Source organism: Pseudomonas sp. USTB-Z (assembly GCF_019691255.1).
Taxonomy (GTDB): Bacteria; Pseudomonadota; Gammaproteobacteria; order Pseudomonadales; family Pseudomonadaceae; genus Aquipseudomonas; species Aquipseudomonas alloputida.
Genome location: NZ_JAECZP010000002.1, coordinates 137114 through 157960, shown reverse-complemented (window position 1 = coordinate 157960; position 20847 = coordinate 137114). Strand labels below are relative to the sequence as shown.

Here is a 20847-nt window from a genome sequence, read left to right as displayed (position 1 = left end):
GGTCGATCGATGGAGGCACTCGAGCTCAACGAGCGCTTAGGTCAAAGGCTAGTTCATTTTTCCGTGACAGGTGCCGGGCAAGGTGTGGCGGGTGGCAGGCAAATTGTCTGGAAGGCATCTAACCTGACGGCATGGCACCACCCTTCTGTATGTCCGTCAGCCCAGGGAAAAGGATTCTCCCGGATGTCAGCGCGCACAACCTGTCGTTATCGTTCCGCTCTTCACCTGCAGCGCTTGCGCCGTTGTCTGTGCCTGTGGGTGCTGCTCGTTCTGAGCGGAGGCAGCGGTGCGGAGCCGCTGGACGAGCCGCTCAAGCCGCTGCCTCCGATACCCACTCTGACACCTGGGCGTGTCGAGTTGGGCCGCCAGTTGTTCAACGATCCGCGGTTGTCGCGCAACGGCACACGGTCCTGCGCCAGCTGTCACCGTCTGGACAAGTACGGGGCCGATGACCGGGCGTTTTCCATGGGGGCAGATGGCCTGCCGCTTACGCTCAATACGCCAACGGTACTCAATGCCAGCCTTAATTTCCGACAGTTCTGGAATGGCCGGGTCGAGTCACTCGAGGAGCAGGGGGAGGCCGTGATCACCAGCGCTCACGAGATGGGCGGAGACTGGCGCGTGATCGAGCAGCGCATCGCCGCAGACGTGCATTACCGCCAGGCGTTCAAGGATGCCTACCCGGACGCGGTGACAAAGGACAACATCCTCAGCGCGTTGGCCGATTACCAAAGGACGCTTCTTACCCCTGGCGCGCGCTTCGATCGTTACCTGCAGGGCGATACCGAGGCGCTTACCCTGGAGGAAAAATACGGCTACCAGCGCTTCAAGGACTATGGCTGCATCGCCTGCCACCAAGGGGTGAATATTGGGGGCAACATGTTCCAGAAATTTGGCGTGTTCGGCGACTACATCGCGGACCGCGGCCACCCTACCGAGGCGGATCAGGGCCGCTTCAACGTGACCGGAGAGGAGGCCGACCGGGGCGTGTTCAAAGTGCCGAGCCTGCGCAATGTGGCGGTGACCGCGCCCTATTTTCACGATGGCTCGGCGCCTACGCTGGAGCGTGCGATTGACGTGATGTTTCAGTATCAGCTTGGACGAATCCCAAGTGATGAGGACCGCAGGCTCATCATGCTGTTCCTCAAAACCCTTACTGCTGGAAAGGTGGGTCAGCCATGAGGGTGATTTCCCGGCGCACAAGCCTGATTCTATTCAGTGGGTTGGTCCTTGTACTGGCGTCGATGCTGCTGTACCTGTACCTGAATTCCGGGTCAGAGCAGACCCAGACCTACAACGAATCCCGAGATCTCATTCGTCAGCTCAAGCAACAGGATGCTGTATGGGAAAACGAGGTGCTCAAGGCCCGGGTAGCCGTCTCTCATAACTATGATCCACTCGTGACCCCCCTCAAGGAGATGAAGCGGCTGTGGGCACGATTCGACAGCCGGGAAGCCGAACAAGGGCGCGTTGACTCAGACCAGTGGCGCGATGCCTATGACGGTTTTCTCTCTGCGTTTGGGGAAAAGGCTCGGCTCGTGGAGCAATTCAAATCGCACAATGCCTTGCTGCGAAATTCGTTGGCATTTCTACCCACAGCCGAAGACGGCATTCAGGCCCAGATCAACACCATGCTGGCCCCGAATCAGCCGGAGGTACACGTATTCGTCACTGACACTTATGACCTGTTGCTAAGTGCCCTGGAGTTTGCGCAGGTTACCTCTGTGGAAAGGGCTGCCGAGATAGAGGTGGGGTTAGGTAACCTGGCTGTTAACGCGGAGAACCTGCCCAAAGAATTCCACACGTCCCTTTATTTGTTGAGCAATCACGTGGCGTTGATCCTGCGCGAGCAACCTGTCGTCAACCGCCTGCTCGAACAGATCGAGGCGATCCCGGTTGCCGAACGCCTGGATACGATCACCAGCCTCCTGGACAGGGATCAACAGCAGGTTGAAAGGATCAACCGTAAAAACCATCTCTACACGTTATGGCTATCCGGCTTGCTGATGTTCTCGGTCATTTGCCTGGCTGCGCTGCTGGTGCGCAGCTTCGCCGAGGTGAGACGGGTCAACAACGCATTGCAAAGCGCCAATGACGTCCTGGAACAGCGGGTCGAGGATCGCACCCTGGAACTCAGAAACGCTCAAAGCGAATTGCTTAACGCGGCGCGCCAAGCAGGCATGGCGGAGATCGCTACCAATGTGTTGCACAACGTGGGCAACGTGCTCAACAGCGTGAACACATCCTCTGATCTGATCGCTCGAACGTTGCGCAGCAGCAAAACCCAGGGTTTGGGCAAGGCCATGCAACTGTTCCGCGAGCATGCCACTGACATCGGTCGGTTTCTCGACGAGGATCCCAGAGGCCGGTTGCTTCCCGGCTACCTCCACCAACTGACCGAGGCGATCGCCGAGGAGCAGAAGGAGATGGTGATCGAGCTGGAGCGGATGAACAAGAGCATCGACCACATCAAGGAAGTGGTGGCCACCCAGCAATCCTACGCCGGGGCTAAAAATGTGCCAGTGCCGCTGTCGGTCAACGACCTGGTCGAGGACGCGCTGCGCATGAACGCAGGCGCGTTGATCCGGCATCAGGTGAGGGTAGTGCGCGACTTCGCAGATCTGCCTCTGGTGATGGGCGACCGGCATCGGCTGTTGCTGATACTGATCAACCTGATCAGCAACGCCAAGTACGCCATGTCCGGCCCCGGCAGCGACCCACGGACGATGATCCTCAGGACGCGCATCATTGAGGGGGGCTTGCTGGAAATGAGCGTGCTGGATGAGGGCGAAGGCATTGCGCCCGAAAACCTGCAGAAGATCTTTGCCCATGGCTTCACCACGCGCAAGGACGGGCATGGCTTCGGCTTGCACAGTTGCGCCTTGGCCGCCATCGAGATGAATGGTCACCTGACCGCACACAGCGACGGCCCTGGCCTGGGTGCTGTCTTTACCCTGAGGATCCCGCTGATCGCGGTGACGGAGCCTGCATGAGTGACCTGACCAATCGCCGGATCCTGCTGATCGATGACATGCCGACTATCCACGAGGATTTTCGCAAGATCCTTGCCCCGGCCAAAGCGCAGAACACAGAACTGGACGAGATGGAAGGGTTGTTGTTTGGCGAGCAGATCAAGAACGACCGACCGGTATTCGAACTCGATTCAGCCTATGGCGGTGAGGAAGGGCTCGGCCTGCTGAAGCGTGCGCTGCAGGCCAGCAAGCCTTACGCGTTAGCCTTCGTCGACATGCGAATGCCAGGCGGATGGGATGGCGCTCAAACCATTGAGCACCTGTGGGAAGAGGACCCGCTGTTGCAGGTAGTCGTCTGCACCGCCTACTCGGACTATTCCTGGGATGAGTTGCTCGACCGGCTGCAGGCCCACGATCGCCTGCTGATCCTGAAAAAACCGTTCGACAACATCGAGGTCCAGCAAATGGCCAGCACCTTGCTGACCAAGTGGGAAATGACCCAACGAGCCTCGCTGAAAATGCACCAGCTCGAACAGCGGGTAGAGCGGCGTACCCAGCAACTGACCCAGGCCAGCGAGGCGCTGCAGCAGGAGATCGAGGAGCGCAAGCAGCTGGAAAGCCAGCTGGTGCAATCGGAGAAGCTCGCCTCGTTGGGGCAGATGGCCGCCGGCGTGGCGCACGAGATCAACAATCCGATCGGTTTCGTGTCCTCCAACCTGGGCACTCTGGGAGGGTACTTTCAACAACTGTTAGCGATGCTCGACGCCTATCGCGAGGCCGAACTGATGCTCGGCGAAAACGAAACCACGGGGCGTTTGCAAAGGCTTCGTGAGCAGACTGAGCTGGAATTCCTCATGGAAGACATCCCGATCCTCATCAAGGAGTCCAAGGAGGGAATCGGTCGAGTGGCGCATATCGTCAAGGACCTCAAAGACTTCTCGCGCGTTGACAACGCTCAGCAGTGGCAATTAGCCGATTTGCAGCAGGGCATTGACTCCACGCTCAACATCGTCGCGAGCGAGCTGAAACATAAAGCCGACGTGGTAAAACGGTACCAGCCGTTACCCCCTGTCGAATGCCTGCCGTCGCAGATCAACCAAGTGATAATGAACCTTGTGCTCAATGCCGTCCAAGCCATGGGCCCCGAGCGGGGCACCATCACATTGGGCACTGTTCATCAAGGCGGCTGGGTGTGCATCGACGTTGCGGATACAGGCGCTGGGATAGCACCGGAGAACATCAAGAAAATCTTCGATCCTTTTTTCACCACCAAGCCCGTCGGCCAAGGAACCGGGCTAGGCCTGTCCCTTTCCTACGGCATTGTAAAGAAACACGGTGGAGAGATATCCGTATCAAGCCAGGTCGGAGTAGGAACAACATTTCGCGTGCAACTGCCGGTAAAGCAGAGCGCAACGCTGTGATAGCGCACGCGGGGTGGGTATGCCACAACCCCCAAAGGGCAGGGGATGCGTGCCCCGGCGATCCCGCCAACCAGTCAATGTTTTGCGGTGGCGAGTAGCCGATAGCGTGAGAAGGGCGTGCCGTCGATATCCACCTCTGCGTCAAGGCAAAACCCCAGGCGAAGAATACCTTTGATTCGAGTTCTGGTTGATGGAAGCAATAGGGTAATGGACGCTAGCCCCATCTCCTGGAAAGCGCGCCGTACGATCTCATCGAAAATCACTCTGCCGAGCCCCCAGTAGTCTGGATGAAGCACCAAGGCAAGATCAGCGTCGCCGTCTTCCTGCTGCAGGCCACCCCAGCCGGCGAATTGACCGTCAACGAAAAAAGCCCAGGGACCATAGCCATTCAGTGCCCATTGGGCCTCTTTTTGGGCAACCCACACCTTGCATTTGCGTTCGTCAAAGTCGGGACGACCCAAAGGCATTTGGCGCAAGACATCGGGGTTGTTATTGAGTGCGATGATGTCGGCGATGGGGGCGTCGCTCAGACGCCGGAAATGCAGCTGCATGATGTGCCTTGTCGAACGGCTTTAAACCTGATTTATAGCGCCTGCCATTGCCCCTTTTCAATCTTCAGATTCGTACCAGCTGAGACAATTCATGACATCGAAGAAACTGGGCCGAATACTCCGACGCTGAGTTCTGCGCCCTGGCCGAACGGTATTAGGCAGGATCGATGCATAGGCCGCCAATGGCGCGGCCTGAAGCCCGATTCTCGCGCTAGACCACCGCGCCAAACAAGTGTCCCACCAGTGCCGTGACGCCCATGGCCAACGCCCCCCAGAAGGTCACCCGCCAGGCGCCCGTCATGATGCTGGCCCCGCCAGCCTTGGCGGCAATAGCCCCCAACGCCCCGAGAAATACCAATGACATGCCCGATATCCAGGGGCCCACGCTGTGCTCCGGTGCGACAAACGTCACCGCCAGCGGCAAGGCGGCGCCCACCACGAAGCTCGCGGCGGACGCCAGGGCGGCCTGCAACGGTTTGGCGGTGAGCGTGGCGCTGATGCCCAGTTCGTCGCGGGCGTGGGAGCCCAATGCGTCATGGGCCATCAATTGATCGGCCACTTGATGTGCCAGCTCGGGTGCTACCCCACGCTGCATGTAGATGTTGGCGAGTTCGGCGTGCTCAGCTTTCGGGTCGCTGGCCAGTTCTGCCCGTTCGCGGGACAGGTCCGCCCGCTCGGTATCGGCCTGGGAGTGCACCGAAATGTACTCGCCAGCGGCCATGGACATGGCCCCGGCCATCAGCCCCGCCATTCCGGTGACCAGCAACGTGGCGTGGCTGGCGTTGGCCGCCGCGACCCCAATCAGCAGGCTGGCGGTAGAGACAATGCCGTCGTTGGCACCCAGGACAGCGGCGCGTAGCCAGCCGATACGATCACTTCTGTGTGCCTCGGTGTGCCTGTGTATGAATTTCATTGTTTGACGCGGCTCCCTGTCATCAGGCGGTTCACGTTGCACGGCTGCCGAGCGGGCCGGCAGCCGGCGTCAGCGGGCTTCAATTTGCACCTGCAGCTGTCCGCCGACAATGGATATTTCCCTGAACAGCTCACCTTCGCGCAGCACGAACAGTGCGTCCATCCCGCGTTCCTGAGCCAGACGAGGGCCCTCGGTTTCGCCCAGGACCATCAGCGCCGTGGCCCAGGCATCGGCGAGCATGCACGAGGTCGCCATCACGGTAACGGCGGCGAGCGCGTTGCACAGTGGTGCGCCGGTGGCCGGGTTCATGGTGTGAGCATAGGACTGACCGGCTATGTCGACCCACTGCCGGTAGTCCCCGGAGGTCGCGATTGACATATCGCTAAGCGCCATGACGCCCATGACTTCCCGCACGCCCCTTTTGGGCTTTTCCAGCGCCACGACCCAGCATTGTCCGTCAGGTTTGACGCCCCGGGCGCGCATCTCGCCATCGATACCGACCAAGTACCGCGTGATACCTGAACCTTCCAGGCAACGGGCCAGTTCATCCACGCCAAACCCTTTGGCAATCCCACTCAAGTCAAGGCTCAGCGGCACGCGCTTGCGCACCTGGTTGCGTTGTGGCTCAACCTCCAATGCGCCGCTGGCTAACAGCCGGGTGCGCGGCGCAGGGGAATCGATCACCTGCGTTGTGACCTGCCGCGCCGCTGGGCCGAAGCCCCACGCGCTCACCAGGTCACCGACAGCGATGTCGAAGGCGCCGCCGGATTGCCGGCTGACGCGCAATGCAGCAGACAGCACCGTGACCAGTTCCTTGGGCACCGATACCCATTCCTGCTCGGGGGCGGCATTGAGGCGGTTGAGGTCCGACTCGGGTTTCCAGGTGGACATTTGCTGGTCCACCCGGGCCACGGCGCGGGCCAGCTGCTGGCCAAGTTCGTCGGTATCCATCCCGGCCCCGGCATAAAACAGGGCGGTGTAGCGGGTGCCCATGGTTTCGCCGTTCAGGCTATAACGCTGCAACTCAGTAGACATCTTCACGGTAGCGTCCTTGTGCCTTGAGGATCAGCACGCTGAGGTGGAGGGGCGCCAAGACTTCATCCAGGGCCTGCATCACGCCTTTGGCCATTTCGCGACTGCCACACACCAGCACTTGGGCACCTTTTTCAATCAGCCGGCGCAAGGCGAGGGCATCACTGATCAGCCGGTCTTGTACGTAGCTGCGTTCCTGGACTTGAGAAAAGGCGGCGTGCAATTGCGTCAGGCGGCGGTCCGACAAGTATTGGTTGAGCTCCGGTTCGTAGAGAAAGTCCGAGGCCGGGTTGCGCCCGCCCCAATACAGGTGCATCGGGTGTCGGGCCTTGTTGTTGCGGATAAAACCGGCCAAAGGACCAATACCGGTACCGGCGCCGATCAGAATTACCGGGTGCGTGCCCGATGCCGGACGAAATTGCGGGTTGGGCTGAATGAAGGCGTCAATCTGCGCGCCAATGTCCAGGCCGTGAAGAAATTCCGAGCACATGCCCCCGCTATGTTTACGCACACAGATCTCCAGCACGCCGTCCTGGGAACCGCTGGCCAGCGAGTAGAAGCGCGGGATTGGGCTGCCCGGGGGCAGAATCCCGACCAGGTCGCCGGCCAGAAAATTCGGCAGTCCGCCGCGAGCGTTGAAGCGCAGGACATGGGTCGGTGCATTGACCTGTTCGCCATAGGCAATCCGCTCTGTCAGCTCCAATGAATGGGTGCGCGGCTGCTGCGGGGTGTGAACCAGCGCCAGCGCCTGCCCCAACACGTCGCCCAGCGCGTGGCCCCAACGCGCAAACGCCTGAGGGCACTGGCGGTTGACGGTCTCCAGCCCCAGCAATGGCGAGCCACCGGCCTGCAACATCGCATGCTGCACTTGATGGGCGTACCGACAGAATCGCGCAAATTGGCGGTCGCCCAGGCCCAGCACCGCAAAGGGGAGGCCGGGCTTGACGCCGGTTTTGGCCAGCCGCGTCAGGAACTGCGAAGCCGAGGCCGGCGCATCGCCGTCACCGTGGGTCGCGGTAAGGATGAACACTCGTTTGGCATTAGGGTAATCGCCCAACCAGTCATTCATCGCCGCGCTGTGCACCTGATGGCCGCTTTGGTGCAAGGCGTCATGCAAGGTTTTGGCAAAACCCCAGGTGCTGTTGTTTTCACTGCCCACCAGAATCACGCTGTCGGCGGCATAAGCAGGGCTGTTGTGGCGGAGGCGCGGGCCAGCTTTGCGGCGGCGCCACCATAACAGAATGCCGGTCACGCTCATCAACGGCACGCAGAGGGCGCAGAGCCCGAGCAGCAGGCCCAGCCACCAGAGGCCTTCGCCAGTGTGCAACTGGTAGATCAATTCATAGAGGTTGAGCATTGGGTCGTGGGCTTGATAGGACAGCAAGGCGCCGCTGGCTTGGTCCACGTAGCCATCGCCCTGTGCTGTGCGCAGGGAAAACACATCGCGAGGGTTGCCGGGGCTCGGGTAGACCAGCTCGCGCAGGTCGTTCAGGTCGGTGGCTTGCAAGGCCTGCAGTTTTGCCACCGGCAAGGCCGGGCCGGCGCTGACGTGGGCAGGGAAGGCGGGTTCAGCTTGACTGCCGTCGGCGATAAAACCAAACGTGGTGGCGGACAGGTAGGCCCCGCTCAGTGCCGACAACAACAGTCCGAGCAAGGCCAGTCGCCCGACTTCAGCATGCCAGCGCTGGCTGAAAGTGCCCCGCAGCGGCCGTAGCAGGTTGCGCCAGCCACCCAGGCGTCGGGCCAGCAATAGCGCGCCGGACACTGACAGCGCCAGCATGAGCAGGGCACCAACACCCGACACCCCATGGCCCGGCGTGCCAAGGAACAGCGAGCGGTGCAGGTCTTTCACCCAGCGGGTGAACGCGGATGGCTCGTAAGGGGCGAGCCCTTGGCCGGTCAGTGGGTCGACCTTCTCCGCCCCGGCCTTGCCGTTCTGGTTGTAGTAGACGGTCACCATGCCGGACGCTGAGCGCTGGATCTGCTCCACCCCCGTAAAGTGGTTGGCCACGCGCCCGGCAAGTTGGCCGACGTTGAGTTGCCCGGCAGAAGTGGACGTGCTGTGCAGACGCTCCAGCGCCGGCTCGACAGACAGAATCGCGCCGCTGATGGCCAATACCATGACCAACAGGGCGGCGATCAGGCCAGGAAGGGAATGGAACTGACGAAGCATGTTCAGCCTCCGGAGGTGGCGGGTGCTACAGGTCGTAAGTAAAGGCGTCGACGTAGGCATTGCCGGTCGCGGGCTTGCCTGCGCCCTTGGAGGTCAGCGGCACGCTGACATCGCCGCGGGCGTCGCGTTTGTCCTCGACGGCGCTGTCGATGCGGATCTGATACCCGGCATCAATCAGCGTGTCCGCGAGTTCTACGCTGACTTTCAGCGTGCCCCCACTGCCGACGCTGGCGCCGCTGACCCCGTCGAACTCGCTCGGGTTCATCCCGCTGCCACGGGCCCAGTCGGCCAGGTGCTTGTAATATTTGGCCTTCTTGCCGGCCACCCAGAGGGTTTTCTGGTACTGGCCATTGGCGTCGGTGACGTAGATCGCCAGGTAGGCATCATTGCCGCTGTAGTCCTTGAGCTGCGTGGTCAGGGTCACTTCACGGGCCTGGGCCAGCGCCGGTAGGGTAATGGCGCCGATGAGGCAGGTTGCTGCGATGATCTTCTTCATGAGCGTGTCCTCTTGATCGTCAGGTCGAGAGCCTGGACCTGCCGGCTGACAGCAACCTGAACGGCAGGAACATTCATAGACAGGTGAGTTGTCATTCGGCGAGCGGGCTGCCGAGATAGTCATTGGCATCGCCGTCATTGCGCAAATGGACCTCGAGTGTCTTCAGGCGCAGCGATGCCGGGGAGTAGCTGGCTTCGATGTCATTGCCCTTGCGGTCCAGGCCCTTGAGTTCGTAACAGCCGTCGTCGACCTTGATGCGCTGCACGCGCCAGCCGTATTGCCGCTCTACCTGCTGACGCAAGGTTTCGCGAGGCTGCCAGTCGCTTACTGGGTCGCTGCAGTCGTCACCGGCCAGGGTGTAACCGCTGACCAGCAAGCCCAACAGCGTGGCATTGGCAATAAAACCGGATTTCATGACTTGTCTCCTGTCGAGGGCGGCGTCTGTGGCATAACCTAAAGTGCCTACCTGACAGCCAGCTGAATCTTCAGATTCACATCAGGCAAGGCGATTAAGGTGCTGCAAGGCAACCATCTCAGGAGATGTCAGATGCGGGTTCTATTGGTTGAGGACGCTCCAGGCCTGGGTGAGGCGGTGCGCGAACAAATTGCCGATGACGGCCACGCCGTCGATTGGGTACAGCGCCTGGACCACGCGCGCAACAGCGTCCGCACCACGCCTTACGACCTGATCTTGCTGGACCTGATGCTTCCGGACGGGCGCGGGTTGGACTTTCTGCGTCAACAACGCGCGGCAGGAGACGTGACCCCCGTGATTATCCTGACCGCCCAGGATCAGATTTCCGATCGTATCGCCGGCCTGAACGCTGGCGCCGATGACTACCTGGTCAAACCGTTCGACCTGTTTGAACTCTCGGCCCGCGTGGCAGCGGTGGGCCGCCGTTATAGCGGCAACCCCAATCCACAGATCAAACTCGGTGATTTGCAGGTCGACATGAGTGCCCGCACGGTGCAGCGGGGCAGTGCGACGGTGGACCTCACGGCGCGGGAATGGGCGCTGTTCGAAGCGTTTGTGCAGCGCCCCAGCGCACTGCTGTCAAAGTCGCAGCTCGAAGAGCGGCTGTATGCGTTCGGCGCTGAAATCGAGAGCAATACCATCGAGGTATACATCAGCCGTCTACGTAAAAAACTCGGACGCGAACTGATCGAAACCGTGCGAGGCATGGGCTACCGGTTAATGTCCGCATGAAGCCGTCTTCGAGCCTGCAGATACGTCTCGGCCTGGGGCTGACGCTTGGTATGACCTTACTCTGGCTGGTAGCGACAGTGGGGGCCTGGCTCGTGGTGCGGCATGAGTTGAACGAAGCGTTCGATAGCGCCTTGGAAGAGACAGCACAACGCATCCTGCCCTTGGCTGTGCTGGAAATCAGCAATCGGGAAGAATCCCGGACTGCACAACACGTCGCGACGCTGAAGATGCACAAGGAGTACCTGACTTACCTGGTGCGCGACGCCAAGGGCAAGATCCTGATGCAATCTCACGACGCCAACCCGGAGATTTTCAACCGACAACCGTCTGAAGGCTTTTCCACTTCTGAAAAATACCGATTGTATGGCGCTAGCGCATTGCGCCAGACACTGTTCATCGAGATGGCCGAACCGCTTGGTCATCGTCGTGAAGCCGCGCGGGAGGCCTTGTTTGCGTTGTTGTTGCCTCTAATGGTGTTGATTCCTGTCAGCCTGGCGGGCACTTGGTTGTTTGTACGTTTCAGCCTGCGCAGCGTGCGGGCTTATCGTCGTGCCATTGAAACGCGCGGTGTGGGTGACTTGTCGCCGATCAAGGTGGCGCACCTGCCAGCAGAAATCGATCCGTTGGCGGAGGCGGTCAATCACCTGCTGGAGCGCTTACGCAACGCCCTTGAGGCCGAGCGCAGCTTTACCGCCAACAGCGCTCACGAGCTGCGCACACCATTGGCCTCGACCCTGGCGCAGATCCAGCGGTTACACCACGAAGCGCCGGAAGGTCCGCTGCGACTGCGTGCGCAGAAGATCGAGCAGGCGTTGCGCGAGCTTTCAAGGCTTTCAGAAAAGCTCATGCAGTTGGCCAAAGCGGAGGGCGGCGGGCTGTTGTCCGAAACGCCACAAGACCTGATTCCGTTGCTTGCCCACGGCGTCGACGAGTGGAACCAGCGCAGCGGGCAGCGCATCGAGTTGCAGTTGCCAAGTCAGGCCGGCGTGTACTCGATCATTGACCCGGACGCGTTTGGCATCCTGCTGCGCAACCTGATTGAGAATGCGCTGAAGTATGGTGCAACGGACCAACCGGTCGAAGTCAGTCTCACCGATCAGGCACAGCTGCGGGTAGTCAACAGCGGCCCGGCAGTGCCGCAGTCTGTATTAGAGCACCTGACCGAGCGTTTTGTGCGCGGTCACAGTGAGATCAGTGGTTCAGGGCTGGGCTTGGCGATTGCCAAAACCATCGTGCAGGGGGTAAACGCGCGTATGGCATTGTTCTCCCCGGCAACAGGTCGACGCGATGGGTTTGAAGTCTGCATCTGGTTACCGCTTGCCCCATCCTGAAAGACCCTGGAACTCACCACGTTCAACAGTGCTTTCCTGATACCCGAGCCTCGGCCAGGTTGAATGTAAGGAGATGAAGGCCTGCATCTAACGATCCTTGCTCAGGCAGAACGGGGATGGTCACGCGACTAAGCACTCAGCGCCCGTTTCAACACGTCGTAAATTTTGCCATCACCTGATTGGGCAACGTTGAAACGGAGGAAATCACCCGCAGCCATCGACTGGCTGAACGCATTACCAGGCGCCAGCACTACACCTTCATTCAAGCAAGCCCGAGCCAGCGTTGCTGCATCCTTGCCTTGAGGGAGTTGGCACCAGACGTACATGCCTGACTGGGGCGTTATCCAGGGCTTGATGCCAATGGCCCGAAGCCTCGCTACCGTTCTGTCCATAGCCTCGGCCAGCCTGAGGCGAACACTCTCCATGTGTTTCCGGTACCCGCTATCGGTAATCGCCAGATGGATGATGTCCGCGGCCAGGCGGCCACCCCCGAATGTGGTCGCAATCTTGAGATCGACCAGGCTCTCGATCCAGTCACTGCGAGCCGCGATGTAGCCGCATCGAATCGAAGCGGAGATGGTCTTGGAGAAGCTACCGATCTGGATGACACGAGAGAGGCCATCGAAGGCAGACAGCCGTGGCGCTGGCGCACTCTCGAAATCCCCGAAGATGTCGTCCTCTACAATCACCAGGCTGGAGTTGTCGGCCAGCTTCAGCAACCTGTGTGCCGTGACCGGAGACAGGGTAGCGCCGGTCGGGTTGTGGATGCCTGAATTGGTTATGTACAACCGGGGAGAATGCGCGAGCAGCGCTGCGCCGAAAGCATCGATGTCCGGGCCCGTCGCGGTGTAGGGAACGCCTACGATGTTCACCCTGTGCGCTTTCAGCAATGCGTGAAAATTGAAATAGCAGGGGTCGTCGACCAGCACAGTGTCCCCCGGCTCCAGCAGAAAACGGCAGATCAGGTCGATGGCGTGGGTGCCGGACTCAGTGAGCATGATCTGTTCAAGAGGGGCTTCGATCCCGATGCCTGTCAGCTTGCGTGACAAGAATTGCCTGAGCGGCAGATGCCCAAGTGGCGAGGCGTACTCCGTCAGTTTCGACGTGTCAGAACGGGCAACGGTGCGAAGCGCCTTGCGCAAGCCGGCTTCGAACATCCAGGAGGCAGGTAGCCACCCGCACCCCGGTTTCAACGCATCGCTAGCGGTGTCTAGAGACTGGCGCGAGATCCACAGCGGGTCCACTTCACGATCAAGCCTTGGGCCGAGTTCGGTGAGCACCAGAGGTGCCACTGGCCCGGCTACGTAAAAGCCGGAGCCAGGGCGAGAGTTGAGTACACCCTCTGCCATCAACCTTTCATAGGCCTCAAGCACCGTAGAAACCGACACTTGCATGGCCTGAGCCATCGCGCGGACCGAGGGGATTCTCGCGCCCGGGGTGTAGGTTCGAGAGGCTATCCGCGACTGGATCTCACCCATGACAGTTCGAATTCGCGTTGCGCTCCGTTTCATCACACCCTCAACTGTGCTGGATACATATGCCTAACAGTTCGGTTTAAGTGTATTGGATTGTACATGGCCTGGGCGAGCCTGTCGGTGATGTACTGAACCTTGGCTTATCGAGGACTTACCGATGGAAAAATCAGCAAGCGGATGGCTCAATGGTTTCATAGGCGTCGCCATCTTTGCAGGCTCGTTGCCGGCCACCCGAGTGGCAGTCACGGCTTTCGAACCTACGTTCCTGACCTGTGCCAGGGCAACAATTGCCGCCATGCTGGGTGCGCTTTTCCTGATCGTGCTACGGCAGCCTCGCCCCAAACGGGGTGATTTGTCGCCATTGGCCGTAACAGCGCTCGGCGTCGTTATCGGTTTCCCGCTACTGACAGCATTCGCCCTCCAGCACATCACCTCTGCTCATTCCATTGTTTTTGTCGGGCTCCTGCCATTGTGTACCGCAGCATTTGCGGTTCTGCGGGGCGGTGAGCGACCTCGGCCACTGTTCTGGTTGTGCTCGTTGACAGGTGCCGGGCTGGTCGTTGGCTATGCCTTGATGAACGGAGGCGAGGCATCGGCGGTGGGCGATCTGCTGATGTTGGCTGCGGTTGTGGTCTGTGGTTTGGGCTATGCCGAAGGGGCGCGCCTCTCGCGGACATTGGGTGGTTGGCAGGTAATCAGTTGGGCATTGCTTGTAGCGTTACCGGTCATGCTGCTGCTGACGGTGGTCAATCTTCCAGCCCCTGATGACTTTGCCAGGGTAAGTGCTCCTGCATGGCTCAGCTTTGGCTACGTTTCACTGTTCAGCATGCTGATCGGGTTTGTGTTCTGGTACCGAGGGCTCGTCCAGGGGGGGATTGCGGCTGTGGGCCAACTGCAACTCTTTCAGCCGTTCATGGGGCTTGGGCTGGCAGCGTTGCTTTTGCACGAGCATGTCAGCTGGACGATGCTTCTCGTGACGCTGGGTGCTGTCATCTGTGTTTACGGGGCCAGGAAATATGCCCATTAAATGAACAGCCACGCAGAGCGCAATGCTTATTGAGTCCTTCCACACCGTGCCAGGGCTTGGTCAGCTGTCGATCATCTGCGCCGCTTGCCGGGTTGCCTGGCTGGTGCGCGTGGCCAGCTTGCGCACTTCATCGGCGACCACTGCAAAGCCCCGCCCGGCTTCACCGGCGCGCGCAGCCTCGATGGCAGCGTTCAAGGCAAGCAGGTTGGTCTGGCTGGCGATGCCCTGGATGGTGGCGACGATATGGGTCAGCTTACCCAGGGTCTGCTGCATCACCTGGTGCTGTTGGGCCTGCTCCTCGCGGAGGGTGCTTTCTTCGTGGCGGGCATGAATGTCAGTTATCGCCCCGACTACCCGCAGCGGCGCACCATCCTGGGCACGGCGGGTCTGCCCACGGCCGCGGAACCAGCGGTAGGCGCCGCTTTGGTGCTTGAGCCGGTACTCCACATCGAATGGTGTGCTACCGCTGCGATCGTCAACATGGGCGACAAATGCCGCGATAGCACGGGCACTGTCATCGGGGTGCAGGCGAGAGGTCCAGCTTTCCAGGGTGTTCGGGAATTCTTCAACGGTGCTGCAGCCCAGTAACCTGCGCATTTGTGACGACCACCAGATGGTGTTGTTCGGGTTGGCCGGGTCGCCGGCCACCACTTCGATATCCCACAGGCCGTCGTGGAGCATCTCACGGGCAATCTCGAAGCGTTTGGCGGCCAACTCCACCTGCTGGATGTGCAAGTGTTGTGCATGGATGTCGCGCAGCGTGCCCGTCATAGTGATCGCGACGCCTTGTGCATCGCGCAGCGAATTGCCGCTGACCCGACACCAACGATAGTCACCGCCAGCGGCAAGCTTCATCCGCACGTCCAGCGCGAACGGTGTGCGCCCGCTGCGGTCGGCAAGGTGCCGGGCCAGTGCCTGCAGATGAAGTGGTCGATCAGCCGGATGCAGTTGCTCGCTCCATTGACCCAACTGGGCCAGCCGGGGTGCCTGCAGCGAGGCAGAGCCGGTCCACTCCATCGCGCACTCCGCTGCCGGTGGGGTGGCGACAAGGGTGTGCAGTTGCCAGAACAGTTGATCGGCCCCCTGGGTAACCTCGGTCCAGCGCGTCTGCAGTTGCCGCACGACGTCCTCGCGCTCAGCCAGTCGCTGTTCAAGCTCGCTCACCTGCGAGGCTAGCGCACCGGCCTGTTCCTTGAGTGTTCGCCGCTCGTGCAACAACTGATCAACGCCCGCCAGAATGCGGCGCAAGAGCGGGTGACTCGACGACAACGGTGCGCTAGGTTGATCGGGCCGGTCGAGGCGGTCGGCGAGCGGCGCCAGTACCCAGCGGCTGGTGCGGTTGAAGAACAGCATGCAATACCTCCAACTAGAAAACGGCATCAGCCGGTAATGACTGCGTTTTGCTGGCCGACAAGGCCCGGCTGTCAAACGCGCTCGCCCCTGGCAACCTTGCCCAGGCCAACGGACCGATGGCGATTTCTTCTGCACTCAGCAGGCAATGGTCGAGTTCGCGTTGCAGTGTCTGGGTATCCAGGTCCTGGCCAATGAACACCAGCTCCTGACGGCAATCGCCGACGATGCTGTCCCACTTGGCCATGATGCCCTGCAAGCGATACTTGTCCTGCGGCCACTGTGACGGGTCGATGAAGTTCCACCAATGGCCAACGTAGTCCCATTGAAACTGCTGGCCGCTGTGCACCAGCAAGGCGATCTCGCGGTGGTGGCTGGCAAGCCAGAAATAACCTTTGCTGCGCAGAAGACGGCCGTTGCGCCAGGGCCGTGCGAGAAAATCAAGCAAGCGTTGCGGATGGAATGGGGCACGCGCTCGGTAGACCCATGACGTCACGCCATAGGTCTGCGACTCGCCGGCCGGGGTGTCGTGCGTGTCCATCTGTTTCATCCAGCCGGGCGCTGCGGCAAGGCTGGGCAAATCGAACAGCTGAGTGCCAAGGATGCTCGACAGGGCGACGTTGCCGGCCACCATCGGCAGGATCTGTGCGCCTGGATTGAGCCCGGCGAGAACTGCCTGCAGGGCCTGGTACTGCGCCTCGTCGACCAGGTCGCGTTTGTTGACCAGAATCACGTTGGCATACTCGACCTGCTCGATCAGCAGATCGGCCAGCGGGCGCCTGCTGTCATCCGTGGCGACGTCGGCCCGCGCGACGGTTTCGGGTGAGTCGAGCATGGCCATGAACTGGCTGGCATCGACCACCGTCACCAGCGTATCCAGCCGCGCCAGTTCGCTGAGGCTGAAGCCGTTGGCGTCGAGAAAGGCAAAGGTCTCGGCGACTGGCATCGGCTCGGAAATCCCGGTGGACTCGATCAACAGGTAATCGAAACGCTGCTGGCGCGCCAGCGCGCTGATCTGCTCAAGCAGGTCGGCGCGCAGGGTGCAGCAGATGCAGCCGTTGCTCATCTCTATCAATTCATCTTGGCCACGATACAGCGCAACGTCGCGCTGGACCTGGGCGGCATCGATGTTGACCTCGCTCATGTCATTGACGATAACCGCCACCTTCAGGCCCTGGCGGTTGCGCAGGATGTGGTTGAGCAGGGTGGTCTTGCCTGCGCCGAGGAAGCCTGAAAGGACCGTCACCGGCAGCCGGCCTGCCTGGGCGCCGGCACTCATGCGCGCACCACTCGCGGGCTTTCGACCCTGTCCAGATAGCTTTCGAACAGGTCTACCACCACCAGGCCGTCGTCTGCGGCATCGCCCCACAGGTCCCGCACGCGGAACTCGACATGGTAGGTCGGTTGATGCGCAGCGCTCTGGTCGCCATGGCCAATCGCGTCCGGAAATGGCCACTGTTCAGTGGTACGGTGCAGCACTACGCCTTGTTTGCCGCGCACGTACGCAGGCATGCGCACATGCCCGGCCACGTACTCATCGCGTACGATGACCCGGTCGCCCACTTCAAAAGGCGCTCGGCCGGTAATTGCAGCACGCCCTTGCGCATGAGCGGGGTTGGCCAGCTTGAAGTGCGAGCCGAGTGTTTCATCCAGTTCGGCCTGGGTAATCACGCCTGTTTCGACCAGCAGCGTGGCAGTGGCGATCACATAACGTTCGTAGTATTCGGTGCCGACATGCTGGCGCACGTCAATGCGTTCGACGGCATGACGTATTTCGTCGACGCTGAACTTGTTCAGGTGGTCGACGCCGATGAACATCAGGCTGTAGGCCAGGTGTTCCCAGTCTTGCTTGAATACCTGCTTGTAGCTCAGGCTGTTGATGCGGTGGGGCACTTTGCCAAAGCCCTGGAAACCGCCGAGATCGTGAAAGCCATCCATATTGAACACTCCGGAAGGTGAATGGGGTTGGGCGGTCTTGCTCAGCCAACGCGGGGCAGGGCGACGCCGATCAGCACGTCCTTGGTGACCAGTTGCCGCAACTGCTCTTCGCTCATATGCTCTGAGCCCGCTGGCCGTTGCGGCAGCACCAGGTAGCGGCTTTCAGCGCTGGTGTCCCAGACCTTGACCACCATGTCGCCGGGCAACTCGGTGCCCAGCTCGCGCAATACCGTGCGCCCCTCCCGGACCAACCGCGCACGGAACTCGAAGCCCTTGTACCACTCAGGCGGCAGGCCCAGCACCGGCCAGTTCGTGCAGGAGCACAGGCTGCAGACGATCACGTTTTTCAGCTGCGGAGTGTCTTCCAGGGCGACGATGTATTCGCCCTGTGGACCGGTGAAGCCGAACTGGGCGCAGGCGGCCGTAGCGTCCTTGAGCAGCAGCTCGCGAAACTGCGGATCGACCCAGGCCTTGGCGACGATGCGCGCGCCGTTTTCCGGGCTCCAGCCGTGTTCCATCAGCTGGGTGAGCTGTTCGATGTAACCCTCGGGGATGAGGTCTTTGCGCTTGAGCACTGCAAACAATGCGCGCGCCCGCTCTCCAGGAGTTGAAGTTGCCGTCATGGGATTACTCCTCTCGTCCAACACGGTTGTTGAAATCTGTTGTTGTGCCAGTTGTTTTTTTGCAGGGGCGCAGCGCCTGCTGCCTGGGTCACAGCGTGCGCCAGTCCACCGCGGCCTCGAACGCTGCCGCTGCCTGATAGATCGTGCCTTCGGCATAGTGCTTGCCGACCAGCATCAGCCCGACCGGCAGGCCATCGACCAGGCCGCAAGGGATGGACATGGCCGGGTGACCGGTGATGTCTTGTGCGGCGGTATTGCCGAGCATCTCCAGCGCGCGCGCGACACTCTCGGTGATCGAGCAACCTGGCGCAGGCAGCGGCTGGGCGGTGATGGGCACGGTTGGCATTACCAGCAGGTCGTAGCGCTCCAGCGCCTTGTCGTAGCCCGCGCGAGCGAAACGGGCGAGGTTCTGCGCCTTTGCGTAGTAACGGCCGTGGTAGTGCTCCAGGCCAAACTGGCCGACCAGCATGCACAGCTTGAGCGAGGGCGACAGGGCGTCGGCCTGGGTTCGCCAGCCGGCCTGCTTGTCGAGCAAGGCGACGTCATACAGGCCCTTCCAGTTAAAGCCCGCGCCGTTGCCGTGCATCATCTGCATGGTCAGGCCTTCGCAGCCGATCGGGCTCCATAGCGAGCCCGCCAGCGTATGCTCGGGAACCGATACTTCCTCGACCACTGCGCCCAACGCCTCGAAGCGAGCGATGGCGCTGCGCACCGTTTCGCCAACGCGCTGATCAAGGTTAGCGAGCTGGAACCCTTGCTGGAGGATGCCGATACGCAGCCCGCGTACACCGCGCTCAAGGTAGTTGGCATAGGTATCAACCTCGGGCACGCCCTGGCGTGGGTCAAGGCCGTCGGCACCGGCCATGACTTCGAGCATGAGCGCGTTGTCGCGCACGTTGCTGGTCATCGGGCCGACATGGTCGAAGGTGGCCTCGATCGCCATCACCCCGGTATACGGCACCAGCCCGAAAGTCGGCTTCATGCCATAGATGCCGCACCACGCTGCGGGAATACGCGCTGAACCGCCCTGATCGCCGCCCACCGCCAGGTCAACTTCGCCCGCAGCCACCAGGGCGGCGCTGCCCGACGAAGAGCCGCCGGTGCTGAAACCAGGGCGCAATGGGTTGTGCACGGGTGCCGGGTCCGAGGTGTGGCTGGCGCCGGACAGGCAGTAGTGCTCGCAAGTGGCCTTGCCGAGGATGGTCACCCCGGCGTCGAGCAAACGCGTAACCACGGTGGCATCGAATGACGGTACAAAACCGGCCAGTGGCGCGGCACCGTTCATCATCGGGACGCCCGCCAGCGAGATGTTGTCCTTGAGTGCGACCGTTTTGCCGAGCAGTTTGCCGGTGCTGGCGCCCATTACCTCGGTACGGTAGTACCAGGCGTTCAACGGGTTCTCCCGGCTGGAGGGTCGGTAACCCGCAGTGCGCTCGTAGCGCACCAAGGGGATGAAGTCCGGCAGTTCGTCAACCAGGTCATAGGCGTCGAGGCTTGCCTGCATAAGCGCCAGGTATTCGCTGGCTTGTTCGGGGGTCAGTTGCATGTGGAGGCGGCTGGCGAGGGCCTGCAACTGTTCGAGCGTCGGGCGGATGATGGCCATGGGGTGTCCTGTTTCCGGTGGCAGGCCGCAGGGGCCGATAAATGACTGTTCGAGAGGCTCGCCGCGGCTGGCCCTGGTAACAAGCTAGCGTCAGCGCGCGAGCGGCACTTGGTTGAGCAGGACAGTCGCTTTGTTGAGCAGGACTGCGTTGCGCCAAGTGGGGTGCGTCCTGAATGTGGCCGGGTGGGTTTACGGTTCCAGCTTGGGCACGGCTGCCTGCTCAGCCGAATCGGTGCGTCCGGGCCACACTACGCCGACGCTTTTCATACCTTTGGCCGGGTCCATCGTGGGGTTGGCCAGTACCACATCGCGGTAGGAAGGGCTGCCGATCACGGCAGGTTTGAACTTGACCATGAACTCGTTGACCTCCTTGCGCAGCTCCGGTGGCAGGTTGTAGTCGTTGTAGCACTCCTCCAGGCAATCCAGCGTGGCTTGCCAATGAACCTCGGTAAGCCCCATGCCGCGGTGTGCGGTAACCATGTCCCGGCCGCGGTACTTGGCGTTGCCACCCCAGTGTTGCGAGAGGAAGTCGACGAAGTTGATGTGTTCCTTCTGGAAGGTCGACTCGGACATATGTGCCCAGATATGACCGATCGCCGGGTGGGCCATGGTCTTGCGCAGTACAGCGCCGGCGAACTGGTAGATAGCGTCGTAGCCGCCAAGGCGGGTATACAACGAGGGCTGCTGCTCAGTGGTTGCCTGTTGATCAGTCATGTACTGGTGCTCCGTATCTGC

The 20847-nt window shown here is 61.1% G+C and carries 18 protein-coding genes and 2 pseudogenes; 6 read left to right on the top strand and 14 right to left on the bottom strand.

Features of this window, described 5'->3' with window-relative positions; all coding sequences use genetic code 11:
• The first annotated feature begins 183 nt into the window (after positions 1 to 183).
• From I8746_RS02685 to I8746_RS02675, 3 genes are read left to right on the top strand one after another with little or no spacing between them, the layout of a single operon-like run.
• Positions 184 to 1182: a cytochrome-c peroxidase gene (locus I8746_RS02685; protein ID WP_221100173.1), complete on the top strand. Its 999-nt coding sequence runs from the start codon at positions 184 to 186 to the stop codon at positions 1180 to 1182.
• Positions 1179 to 2993: a DAHL domain-containing protein gene (locus I8746_RS02680; RefSeq protein WP_221100123.1), complete on the top strand. Its 1815-nt coding sequence runs from the start codon at positions 1179 to 1181 to the stop codon at positions 2991 to 2993. The genes I8746_RS02685 and I8746_RS02680 overlap by 4 nt, the downstream gene beginning before the upstream one ends.
• Complete coding sequence (locus I8746_RS02675) at positions 2990 to 4393, top strand: ATP-binding protein (protein WP_221100122.1); 1404 nt, start codon at positions 2990 to 2992, stop codon at positions 4391 to 4393. The genes I8746_RS02680 and I8746_RS02675 overlap by 4 nt, the downstream gene beginning before the upstream one ends.
• A gap of 74 nt (positions 4394 to 4467) precedes the next feature.
• Here I8746_RS02675 and I8746_RS02670 read toward each other — a convergent pair whose 3' ends face one another.
• The 6 genes from I8746_RS02670 to I8746_RS02645 all read right to left on the bottom strand — a co-directional run bounded on the left by I8746_RS02670 (position 4468) and on the right by I8746_RS02645 (position 9973).
• Entirely contained in the window at positions 4468 to 4944 is a 477-nt protein-coding gene (locus I8746_RS02670; RefSeq protein WP_012052503.1) for a GNAT family N-acetyltransferase, read from the bottom strand.
• Between the two features lie 211 nt (positions 4945 to 5155).
• On the bottom strand, positions 5156 to 5857 hold the full coding sequence (locus I8746_RS02665) for a VIT family protein (RefSeq protein ID WP_221100121.1): 702 nt from the start codon (positions 5855 to 5857) through the stop codon (positions 5156 to 5158).
• Between the two features lie 69 nt (positions 5858 to 5926).
• On the bottom strand, positions 5927 to 6892 hold the full coding sequence (locus tag I8746_RS02660; protein ID WP_012052501.1) for an FAD:protein FMN transferase: 966 nt from the start codon (positions 6890 to 6892) through the stop codon (positions 5927 to 5929).
• Positions 6882 to 9062, bottom strand: coding sequence for a PepSY domain-containing protein (locus I8746_RS02655; RefSeq protein ID WP_221100120.1), 2181 nt, complete (start codon positions 9060 to 9062; stop codon positions 6882 to 6884). The genes I8746_RS02660 and I8746_RS02655 overlap by 11 nt, the downstream gene beginning before the upstream one ends.
• 25 nt (positions 9063 to 9087) lie before the next feature.
• Entirely contained in the window at positions 9088 to 9558 is a 471-nt protein-coding gene (locus I8746_RS02650; protein ID WP_003248166.1) for a DUF2271 domain-containing protein, read from the bottom strand.
• A gap of 91 nt (positions 9559 to 9649) precedes the next feature.
• Entirely contained in the window at positions 9650 to 9973 is a 324-nt protein-coding gene (locus tag I8746_RS02645) for a PepSY domain-containing protein (protein ID WP_012052499.1), read from the bottom strand.
• A 132-nt stretch (positions 9974 to 10105) separates the two neighbouring features.
• On the opposite strand from I8746_RS02645, the gene I8746_RS02640 reads away from it, so the two are divergent.
• Together I8746_RS02640 and I8746_RS02635 are read left to right on the top strand one after the other, a co-directional pair.
• Entirely contained in the window at positions 10106 to 10765 is a 660-nt protein-coding gene (locus tag I8746_RS02640) for a response regulator transcription factor (RefSeq protein WP_003248169.1), read from the top strand.
• On the top strand, positions 10762 to 12096 hold the full coding sequence (locus I8746_RS02635; RefSeq protein WP_014756475.1) for a HAMP domain-containing sensor histidine kinase: 1335 nt from the start codon (positions 10762 to 10764) through the stop codon (positions 12094 to 12096). Before I8746_RS02640 ends, I8746_RS02635 begins: the two co-directional genes overlap by 4 nt.
• A gap of 128 nt (positions 12097 to 12224) precedes the next feature.
• On the opposite strand, the gene I8746_RS02630 is transcribed toward I8746_RS02635, so the two are convergent.
• Positions 12225 to 13607, bottom strand: a complete 1383-nt coding sequence (locus I8746_RS02630) for a PLP-dependent aminotransferase family protein (RefSeq protein ID WP_221100119.1) — start codon at positions 13605 to 13607, stop codon at positions 12225 to 12227.
• 121 nt (positions 13608 to 13728) lie between these two features.
• On the opposite strand from I8746_RS02630, the gene I8746_RS02625 reads away from it, so the two are divergent.
• Positions 13729 to 14598, top strand: a complete 870-nt coding sequence (locus tag I8746_RS02625; protein ID WP_017147647.1) for a DMT family transporter — start codon at positions 13729 to 13731, stop codon at positions 14596 to 14598.
• Positions 14599 to 14667: 69 nt separating this feature from the next.
• Here the strand turns inward: I8746_RS02625 and I8746_RS27435 are convergent.
• The 7 genes and pseudogenes from I8746_RS27435 to I8746_RS02595 all read right to left on the bottom strand — a co-directional run.
• Positions 14668 to 14922, bottom strand: a pseudogene (locus tag I8746_RS27435) (methyl-accepting chemotaxis protein); the annotation flags it as partial.
• A gap of 30 nt (positions 14923 to 14952) precedes the next feature.
• Positions 14953 to 15615 (bottom strand): annotated as a pseudogene (locus tag I8746_RS27430) (PAS domain-containing protein); the annotation flags it as partial.
• A gap of 349 nt (positions 15616 to 15964) precedes the next feature.
• Complete coding sequence (locus I8746_RS02615; RefSeq protein ID WP_221100118.1) at positions 15965 to 17227, bottom strand: GTP-binding protein; 1263 nt, start codon at positions 17225 to 17227, stop codon at positions 15965 to 15967.
• Positions 17224 to 17886 carry a nitrile hydratase subunit beta gene (gene nthB, locus I8746_RS02610; protein WP_012052492.1) on the bottom strand — a complete coding sequence of 221 codons (663 nt, stop codon included), beginning with the start codon at positions 17884 to 17886 and terminating at the stop codon, positions 17224 to 17226. The genes I8746_RS02615 and nthB overlap by 4 nt, the downstream gene beginning before the upstream one ends.
• Before the next feature lie 41 nt (positions 17887 to 17927).
• A complete protein-coding gene (gene nthA / locus I8746_RS02605) occupies positions 17928 to 18509 on the bottom strand; it encodes a nitrile hydratase subunit alpha (RefSeq protein ID WP_014756483.1) in 582 nt (193 codons plus the stop codon).
• Between the two features lie 88 nt (positions 18510 to 18597).
• Positions 18598 to 20112 carry an amidase gene (locus I8746_RS02600; protein ID WP_014756484.1) on the bottom strand — a complete coding sequence of 505 codons (1515 nt, stop codon included), beginning with the start codon at positions 20110 to 20112 and terminating at the stop codon, positions 18598 to 18600.
• Between the two features lie 189 nt (positions 20113 to 20301).
• Entirely contained in the window at positions 20302 to 20826 is a 525-nt protein-coding gene (locus I8746_RS02595; RefSeq protein ID WP_014756485.1) for a group 1 truncated hemoglobin, read from the bottom strand.
• Positions 20827 to 20847 lie beyond the last annotated feature (21 nt).